General features: G+C 74.9%; 8 protein-coding genes. 4 read left to right on the top strand and 4 right to left on the bottom strand.

Translation table 11 applies throughout. The annotated features are described in order from the left end of the window. Positions 1 to 305, bottom strand: a 305-nt coding sequence (locus tag G339_RS0131220; RefSeq protein ID WP_026341944.1) for a biotin carboxylase N-terminal domain-containing protein, incomplete at its 3' end; no start/stop codon positions are given. 152 nt (positions 306 to 457) lie between these two features. On the opposite strand from G339_RS0131220, the gene G339_RS0131215 reads away from it, so the two are divergent. Together G339_RS0131215 and G339_RS0131210 are read left to right on the top strand one after the other, a co-directional pair. Beyond that, the gene (locus G339_RS0131215; protein WP_019634999.1) at positions 458 to 1,456 is read left to right on the top strand and encodes an SPFH domain-containing protein; all 999 of its coding nucleotides are present in this window, start codon (positions 458 to 460) and stop codon (positions 1,454 to 1,456) included. A gap of 32 nt (positions 1,457 to 1,488) precedes the next feature. Beyond that, positions 1,489 to 1,803, top strand: a complete 315-nt coding sequence (locus G339_RS0131210; RefSeq protein ID WP_019634998.1) for a hypothetical protein — start codon at positions 1,489 to 1,491, stop codon at positions 1,801 to 1,803. Between the two features lie 44 nt (positions 1,804 to 1,847). Here G339_RS0131210 and G339_RS0131205 read toward each other — a convergent pair whose 3' ends face one another. Together G339_RS0131205 and rpmG are read right to left on the bottom strand one after the other, a co-directional pair. Beyond that, entirely contained in the window at positions 1,848 to 2,099 is a 252-nt protein-coding gene (locus tag G339_RS0131205; protein ID WP_019634997.1) for a type B 50S ribosomal protein L31, read from the bottom strand. Further along, positions 2,096 to 2,260, bottom strand: a complete 165-nt coding sequence (gene rpmG, locus G339_RS0131200) for a 50S ribosomal protein L33 (protein ID WP_019634996.1) — start codon at positions 2,258 to 2,260, stop codon at positions 2,096 to 2,098. The genes G339_RS0131205 and rpmG overlap by 4 nt, the downstream gene beginning before the upstream one ends. Before the next feature lie 133 nt (positions 2,261 to 2,393). Between rpmG and G339_RS0131195 the strand changes: the two genes are divergently transcribed. Both G339_RS0131195 and G339_RS0131190 read left to right on the top strand, forming a co-directional pair. Further along, the gene (locus tag G339_RS0131195) at positions 2,394 to 2,987 is read left to right on the top strand and encodes a hypothetical protein (RefSeq protein ID WP_019634995.1); all 594 of its coding nucleotides are present in this window, start codon (positions 2,394 to 2,396) and stop codon (positions 2,985 to 2,987) included. A gap of 310 nt (positions 2,988 to 3,297) precedes the next feature. Next, complete coding sequence (locus G339_RS0131190) at positions 3,298 to 3,570, top strand: WXG100 family type VII secretion target (protein ID WP_019634994.1); 273 nt, start codon at positions 3,298 to 3,300, stop codon at positions 3,568 to 3,570. A gap of 407 nt (positions 3,571 to 3,977) precedes the next feature. Here G339_RS0131190 and G339_RS0131185 read toward each other — a convergent pair whose 3' ends face one another. Next, the gene (locus tag G339_RS0131185) at positions 3,978 to 8,432 is read right to left on the bottom strand and encodes an FtsK/SpoIIIE domain-containing protein (RefSeq protein WP_019634993.1); all 4,455 of its coding nucleotides are present in this window, start codon (positions 8,430 to 8,432) and stop codon (positions 3,978 to 3,980) included. Between the last annotated feature and the right edge of the window lie 126 nt (positions 8,433 to 8,558).

The following is an 8,558-nucleotide window of genomic DNA, read 5'->3' as shown; positions in this document are numbered from 1 at the left end:
ATCCACGTCAACCCCGCATCCCGCACGGCCGACGCGAAATCCGCGTTCTCCGCCAGGAACCCATAACCCGGGTGAACGGCGTCCGCGCCGGACTCGGCGGCGACCTTCAGCAGCTTGCCGATGTCCAGGTAGCTCTCGGCCGCGCTCCGGCCCTCCAGCGAGTACGCCTCGTCCGCGACGCGCACGTGCAGGGCGTCCAGGTCCGGCTCGGCGTACACCGCGACACTGGCGAGCCCGGCGTCGCGGCAGGCGCGGGCGATTCGGACCGCGATCTCGCCGCGGTTGGCGATCAGGACCTTGCGCACGATGGGTCTCCTCCCTCAACCTCGCACGCAGTCTAGATAATCGTTCCGAAGTGATGACGTAAGCCCCTCCTTATAGACGGAGCCGCGCATCCGCCGCGCGCGTCTCATCTACCGATTCGCCCGAGTTCGTCGGGCGACGGAAGGAGAGACCCGTGCCCAGCCCCCAGCGCCTGCGCGCGCCGAGCCGCCGCACCGCGATCGTCCTCGCGGTGGTCCTCGTCGTCGTGGGCATCCCCGTGCTGAACGCGCTCTTCGGCGGATTCGAGCGGACGGGCGGCGGCGAGGTCGCCGTCGTCCGCAACGGCGGGTTCTTCGACAACAACCGCATCCGGCAGGTCATCGACCCCGGGTCCGGGCGGAAGTGGATCGGCCTGTACTCCAAGGCGCACAAGTACCCGGCTCAGCAGCGCTTCTACACGATCACGTCCAAGGCGTCCAAGGGTGACGAGTCGGGCGTGGACGTCGTGACGGTCCCGTCCGCCGACGGCGTCAACATGGGCATCGAGGGGACGCTGTACTTCACGCTCAACCTCGACCACAAGACGCTGCGGTCCTTCGACGACAAGTACGGCACTCGCAAGTTCACCGGTGCGGACGGCAAGGCCCGCTACGCGTGGGAAGGCGACGAGGGATGGTCGGCGTGGCTCGACCAGATCCTGCGGCCGGTGATCGACAACGACCTGCGGTCGCAGATCAACAGCTTCCGGTGCTCGGAGCTGGTGTCGTCGTGCGCGCTCGTGCAGAACACGTCCGCGAACGTCAACACGATCCTCAAGGGCGCGCAGGCGCAGAGCAACAACGCCAACATCGCGAAGGTGCAGAGGGCGATCAACACCAGCCTGGCCGCCGACCTGACCTCCACGCTCGGCGGGAACTTCCTCACCAACATCCACTTCAACCTCGTCCGGGTCACGCTGCCGACCCAGGTGCAGGACGCCGTGGACCGGGCGCAGGCCGCGTTCGCGCAGGTCAGCGAGGCGCAGGCGAAGGTCGCGTCGGCGCGCGCCGAGGCCGCCGCGAACAAGGCCCGCCAGGACGGCTACAACAAGTGCCCCACCTGCGCGCGGATCGAGGAGTTGAAGGCCCTTCCCCAGGGCATCACCGTGTACGCCCCCGGAAACCCGAACGGCGCGCTGTTCGGGAACAAGTGACGCCCGGTCGGGCGCGGTAAGCGAGGCGAAACGTGCGGCTCGTCATCCTGGTCGCGGCGGCGGCGCTGGCCACCGCCGTGATCGTGCTCGTCATCTACGGTTCGCGGCCGCGCGGTCCGCGCGCGTCGCGCTGGGAGGTCCGGACGGAGTCCGGCGGCGGGCGCACCGTCGTCGCCGTCGTCCAGGCGGCGCTGGAGGACGGCGCGGAGCTGGGCCGCCAGCACATCGCGGAGATCCCGGACGCGGCGCCGGACTGGGAGGCGCGGTACGAGGAGGCCATGTCCCGCGCGCGGGACCGCGTGTCGCTGCTGCGCGTGCAGGCCGAACCGGTCCAGCCGGACCCGTGAGAGCACGCCGCCCCCGCCGCGCGCGGCGGCGGGGGCGGGCGGCGTCAGCCGGACTTCTTGCCGTAGCGGCGGTTGAAGCGCTCGACCGCGCCGGTGGTGTCCATCACGCGGCCGCGGCCGGTGTAGAACGGGTGGCTCGCGGACGAGACGTCCACGTCCACGACCGGGTAGGTGTTGCCGTCCTCCCACTCGATCGTCTGGTCCGTCCGGGCCGTCGAGCGGGTCAGGAACGCGTAGTCGGCGCTCCGGTCGCGGAAGACCACGGGACGGTAGTCCGGGTGTACGTCCTTCTTCATCGTTCCTCCCGGTACGTCGTGTGCTGGCGGGCGATCGGGTCGTATTTCCGCAGGACCAGGCGGTCCGGATCGTTCCGGCGGCTCTTCCTGGTCACGTACGTGTGACCCGTGCCCGCGGACGACCTGAGCTTGATGACGGGTCGTGCGTCGTTGCGCGCCATCGGCGGTCTCCTCTCCGTCGCGCGTACGGATGAACCATATGGCAACGGTTTTCATTCCCGTACGGCGTTCCGCTCGGCGGCCGGGCGGTGTAGGTTCCCGCCCAGATCGGCCGGAAGATCAGGGAGCGGCGGGATGCGTCACACTCGGAACTTCGGCGCGCGGGGGCTGGCGGTCGCGGTCGTGCTCGTCGGGTGCGCGGCGGTGCCCTCGTCGGCGCTCCAGCGGCGTCCGCACGTCGACGCCGACACGACGCGGCAGCTCGCGACCGTCGCGGGGGCGCTGCTGGAACAGCGGTCGCAGGCGCTCGTGCGGCCCGGGCCGGGCGAGGACGATCCGCCGGCCGAGGTGCTCGGCGTCAAGATCTCGCCGCTGGTCGCGCGGGACCAGCGGCACGCCGTCCACGAGCTGGAGCACCGCAACCGCGCGCCCGTCGAGGGCGGGCCCGTCTACACGCGCGCCCGCACGCGGCTGGAAGCGCCGCGCGCCCGGCGGGACGGCGACCGGATCACGCTGGACGCGACCGAGCACCTGGAGGTCCGGTACGCGAACGGGCGGGTCGTGCAGTCCGTGCGGCGGCGGTTCGAGTTCCGGACCGACGACGAGCAGATCGTGCTCGTCGGGGAGAACGTGCTCGACCCGCGGGCGCGGCCCGTCAACGACGCCGCGCCCCCGCCGGACGCCGGGCCGGGCGCCGGGCCGACGCCGCCGGACGGCGCGGACCGGTGAACGCGTCCGGCGGAACGCCATTTCGGCCTGCGGATTCGTTGACGCGGCGTCATGAAGATCGTCAGAAATCGGTTCGGTGGCCGGAACCGGCCAGTGAAATCCGGCGGTCAACGCCCAGAACGGGCACCTGAATCGCGGTGAGCGGCTGGCTCGCCGTGATCGCCCGGGCGTAGGCTGACGCCATTCCGGAAAACGGCGTCCGGCCGTTCCGGCAGCGGACTCCCCGGCCGCGCGGGCGGACGCCCGACCGACCGGCGGCGCCCCCGCCGGCGGGCCGGACGGGGGCACGACGAGCGAAAGGGCCGAGGCGATGAGCGGTGACCGGCGCGGAGCGAGCATCGGCGAGCTGGAGGAGCTGTCCCGCATCTTCAACAAGCACGCCAAGAACCTCGACGCCCTGATCAAAGACCTCAACGGACGCACCGTCGGCAGTTCCGAGATCTGGTGGGGACCCGGCGCCGACCGCTTCCGCTCCACCTGGGCCGAAGCCAAATCCGCGTTCGACAAGATGGCGCTCGCCCTCGAACAGGGCAGCCAGGACATCAAACGCTCCCAGCAGAACATCGAGGCCGCCACCCGGTAGCCCCCGCGGACGGACCGGACGGCGACCGCCCCGGCCACCGCACCCGAGACGGCGAATCCCGGCCCATCCCCCCGAGGCCGGGATTCGCTCTTTTCATTGTGGGGGGGCGACCCCCCACGCCCCCCGCGGCGCGAAGCGTCGCATCCTCGCTCCGCTGGCGCTCCGCTGCGGTGCGACCCTTCGCGCTGCGCGCGCCCGGCCACTCGCTAGCGCTCGCGGCCGTGCGCCCGCGGGCACCCCCCCACGCCCCCTGCGGCGCGGAGGGTCGCATCCTCGCTCCGCTGGCGCTCCGCTGCGGTGCGACCCTCCGCGCTGCGGCCGTCCGGCACCCCCCACGGTCGCCGCTGGTGTTCGGGTGCGGAACCCCCTTGGGTTGCTGCGGACGGTGCGTCTTATGGGCTCTTGGGTTAGTGGTCTTCTTCTCGGGCTGGGAGGGCGCCCAGGGCTACCTGGATTTGGGTCGTCGTGCCTGTGGCGACGAAGAGGCCGCGGCCGGTCGGGCCGCCCAGGTTGGCGTTGCGGGGGAGGCGCAGGCCGAAGAGTTCCGCGTCCTCCGGGGTGTCCACGGACAGCAGGACGCCGGAGCGGGAGCGGCGGGCGTCGGGGAGGAAACCCCGGTAGCCGCGGCCCAGGTCGGCGGTGGTGCCGCCGAGGACCACGGCGTGCTCGCCGTCGCGGGCCGTGCGGAGCGTGTCGCGCAGGGCGTCGTCCAGGTCGGTGTCGTCGAGGAGTTCGGCGTCGTCCACCACCACGACGTAGCGGTGCTCGCCCGCGACGGCGGCGTCCAGGTCGTCCGGTCCGGCGTCGGCGTCGAGGACGGCGAGTACGCCCGGCCGGCCCGCGAGCAGCCGCAGCGGCGAGCGGCGCGGCAGCACGAGCACGACCGGGACGAGGCCGCCCGCGACGGCCGGGTCGAGCAGCGAGGACACGATCGTCCCGAGCGTCGTGGACCGGCCCGAGCGCGGCGGCCCCGCGACGACGAAGCCCGGCCCGTCCGCCAGCAGGTCCACGCCGACGGGCGCGAGCGTGTCCCCGCCGACGCCGACGAGCGCCCACAGCGCGGACGGCGGCAGGAAGTCCGGGTCGAGCGCCATCGCCTCCCGGTAGGTGACGCGCACCGGCAGCTCGTCCACGTGCAGCGGCCGCTGGCGGCGCGGCAGCGCGCCGTACCGGCTGACGCAGGCCCGGCCGATCTCCTGCAGCGCCGCGACCTGCGCGGTGCCGGACGGGTCGTCGGCGAGCAGCCCGATCTGCGACTCGCGCAGCGGGACGCCCGGCGCCAGGACCTCCAGCGCCCGCCCCGGCGGCATCGCCGCCGGGACCTGCCGGGCCTGCAAACCCGCGTACCCGTAGTCGTTGGGGTCGGCCATCCGCAGGATGAGCCGCCGGTCGAACACCGTCGAGATCTGCCCGCCGAGGCCCGACCGGTCGCCGGTGAACACCGCGCGCAGCCCGACCGCCGCGCCCTCGCGCAGCAGCCGCAGCGCCTGGTCGACGAGCCGCCCGTAGTCGTAGTGCTCGAACGCGGCGACGAACGCCTCCCACCGGTCCAGCAGCAGGACCATCCACGGGAGCCGGTCGGTCGCGGCGACGGCGGCGCGCTGCTCGGCCAGCGACGCGAACCCGGCCCCGGCGAGGAGCTGCTGCCGCCGCGACACCTCCGCCGACAGCGCCGTGACGAGCCGTTCGCAGCGGTCGAGCTGGTCGCGTCCGACGACGGCCCCGCAGTGCGGCAGCGCCGTCAGCGGCAGCAGCGCGCCCGCGCCGCAGTCGATCGCGTACAGGTGGACGTCGTAGGGCGAGCACGACCCGGCGAGCGACCCGGCGAGGGTGCGCAGCGCCGTGGACCGCCCCGACCGCGCCGTCCCCGCGAGGTACAGGTGGCCGCCGCCCGCGAGGTCGAGCAGCAGCGGCTCGCGGGACTGGACGGCGGGCAGGTCGGTGATCCCGAACGTGATCGGCGGGACGTCCACGACCGAGCCGCCCGCCGCGGTGCGCGGCGTCAGCCGGACCCGCTCGGGCAGCGGCGTCAGCCACGGCGACGGCTGGCGGGGGATGCGGGAGCGGCGCGCGGCCTCGTCCACGGCCTGCACGAGGACGGCGAGGTCGGTGAGCGTCGTGGCGTCCTCGTCGGGTTCGCCGCAGGCGGCGGGGAGCGGGCGGCCGAGCCCGTCCCACGGCAGCGGCGCGACGACGGGCCCGCGCCCGGCCGGGCCCGCGCCGGGCCGCCGCCCGCCGACCCGCGCGGACTGCATCGCCTGCGGCGCGCCCGCGCCCGACCGGACGTAGCAGCGCCCCGGCACGGCCTTGGCGATCTGCGCGGCGTCGGGGCTGCCGAGCAGGTCCGTCGACTCCTCGGCGTCGGTGACGCGCAGGATGATCCGCAGGTTGGTGTTCGCGCGGATGTCGCCGGTGACGACCCCGGCGGGCCGCTGCGTGGCGAGCAGCAGGTGGACGCCGAGGGACCGGCCGCGCCGCCCGATGTCGACGAGCCCGTCGAGGAAGTCGGGCAGCTCGCCGACCAGCGCCGCGAACTCGTCGATGACGAGCACGAGCCGGGGGACGGGCTGCCGGTCCGGTTCGGCGGACCGCAGGTCGTTGTAGTCGTCGATGTCCTTCGCGCCCGCCGCGAGCAGGATCTCCTCGCGCCGCCGCAGCTCGGCGGCCAGCGACTCCAGCGCGCGCTCGGTGGTGTGGCCGTCGAGGTCGGTGACCATGCCGACCGTGTGGGGGAGCTTCGCGCAGTCCTTGAACGCGGCGCCGCCCTTGTAGTCGATGAGGACGAACGTCAGCTCGTCGGGCCGGTTCGCGACGGCGAGCGCGGCGATGAGCGACTGCAGCAGCTCGGACTTCCCGGCCCCGGTGGTGCCCGCGACGAGCCCGTGCGGGCCGTCCGCGCCGAGGTCGAGGTGCCGGACGCCGTCCGGTCCGACGCCGACCGGGACGCGCGTGGACCGCCCGCCCGTCGCCGTCCACGACCGCAGGACGTGCTCGGCGGTCGGGTCGGGCATGTCGAGCAGGTCGAGCAGCCGGACCTCGGCGGGCAGCGCCTCCTCGGCGTCCTCCCGGGACACGTCGCGGACGGGCGCGAGCGCGCGGCCGAGCCGCTCCGCCCACGCGGCGGACACCCGGTCGGCCAGGACGTCCCCGACCGCGTCCAGCCCCTCGCCGCGCAGCCGCAGCAGCTCGGGCCGCTCGGGGTCGAGGGCGGCGACGGCCGCGCACTCCTCGGGCAGCAGCCGCTCCTCGTCGTCCACGCAGATCGCGTGGATGCCGAACTCGGCGCCGCGCGCCAGCAGCATCGGCATGCCGGGGACGCGGCGCAGCGACCGCGCGCCGTCCAGGACGAGCAGGATGTCGCCGTGCGCGGGCGCGGCGCCCGGCACGACGGACTGCGCGGCGCGCCGCCGCTCGGTGAGCCGGATGGCCAGCTCGGTGACGCGGTGCGCGACGGACTCGGCGTCCGCGCCGACGAGCGCCGCGCACTCCTCGCCGCCGCGCGGCGCGCAGTGCGGGAGCCAGCGCACCCAGTTCCACGCGTCCCCGGCGTCGGCCGCGGCGGGGTCGGTGAGGACGACGATCGTCAGGTCGCGCGGGCTGTGCAGCGCGGCGGCCTGCGCGACGAGCCAGCGCGCGAGGCCCCGCGCGGCGTCGCGCGGCCCGGTGACGCCGAGGACGCCGACGTCGCGCAGCGGCACCGCGACGGGCACGAGCCGCGCGAGCGGGACGCGCGCCGCGGGCGCGCCGTCGCCGCCGGGGTCGCCGGTCAGCTCGATCCCGGCGGGCAGGTCGGCCAGCCCGAGCCGCAGCGCCAGCGCGTCGGGATCGGTGGCGCGGCGCTCCCACAGCCGCCGCCGGGGGCCGGTCGCGGTGAGCAGGACGTCGGCGGGGTCGGGGCAGGCGGCGCGGCGGTCGGCCTGGTCCTCGCGGCGGAGCCGGTCCAGTTCGCCGCCGAACGCGTCGGCGCGCGCCTGGTACTCCTTCAGCGCCTTCTTGTACGACTTGCGGCCGTGCATCCGGTCGCCGAGCCATTCGCCGACGGTCGTCAGCGGCCACGCCAGCGCGAACAGCGCCCACCACCACTGCCCGAGCCCGAACGCCATGACGAGCCCGAACGCGGAGAACAGCAGCGCGCCGAGCAGCCGCAGCCGCTCGCGCGGGTCGCGCTCGGGGCGGCGCGGGACGGCGATCGAGCGGGTCCGCGCGGGCGGCCGCAGCCGCGGCGGCCGGTTGAACGCCAGGCCGCCGCCGGGCAGCGGCTCCAGATGGGTGTCGGGCGCGGCGCTCGGGACCTGCGTGAGGACGGTCGCGCCGACGGTCAGCGGCTCGCCCGCGGGCCACACCGTGCGGCCGGGCTCCAGCGGGACGCCGTCGAGCAGCGCCCGGGTGTGCGCGGACGGCTCGACCAGCACCTCGCCGCGGCCGACCGTGACGCGCAGGGACGCCGCCGGGATCGCCGGGTCCGCGACGGCGACGTCCACGTCCGCGCCCGAGCCGAGCGTGCTCGCGCCGAGGCCGAGGCGGTGGACGGTGCCCGCGGCCGGGCCGCCGACGACGCGGATCTCGGCGAGCCCGGTCGGCTCGGTCAGGACGGTTGCGGCGGCGGCCCGCTCCTCGACGGCCAGGACCGCGCCGTCGCGCAGCTCGCGGACGGCGAGCGCGTCCGGGTCGAGCATGCGGCCGTCCATCCACAGGGCGCGGCGCGGTTCGGCGGCGGGCGCGGTGGGGACGGTGGCGAGCCCGCCGGTCAGCGCGTCCTTGGAGAAACGCGGTGCGGGAACGGCGGAAGTGAACTCCTGTTGCGCCGGTGAACTGCCGTGCAGAGTTCCGTGAAGGGAGCGCGCGACGCCGTCGACCGTCATTTCGGAATCGATATGGATCACGACGTCACGGGGGCCGTCCCCCGTGAGCGCCGTACACGAGATCCGCATTCGAGCCCCTTCGTCGCGCGTGCGCCGGAGCGTCCCCGGCGTCCGGGCCAGCTTAAT

The sequence above is a fragment of the Actinomadura atramentaria DSM 43919 genome, assembly GCF_000381885.1.
In the GTDB taxonomy this organism is placed as follows: Bacteria; Actinomycetota; Actinomycetes; order Streptosporangiales; family Streptosporangiaceae; genus Spirillospora; species Spirillospora atramentaria.
The sequence above is the reverse complement of the archived record's forward strand: the minus strand, read 5'-3'. Positions and strand labels throughout refer to the sequence as shown.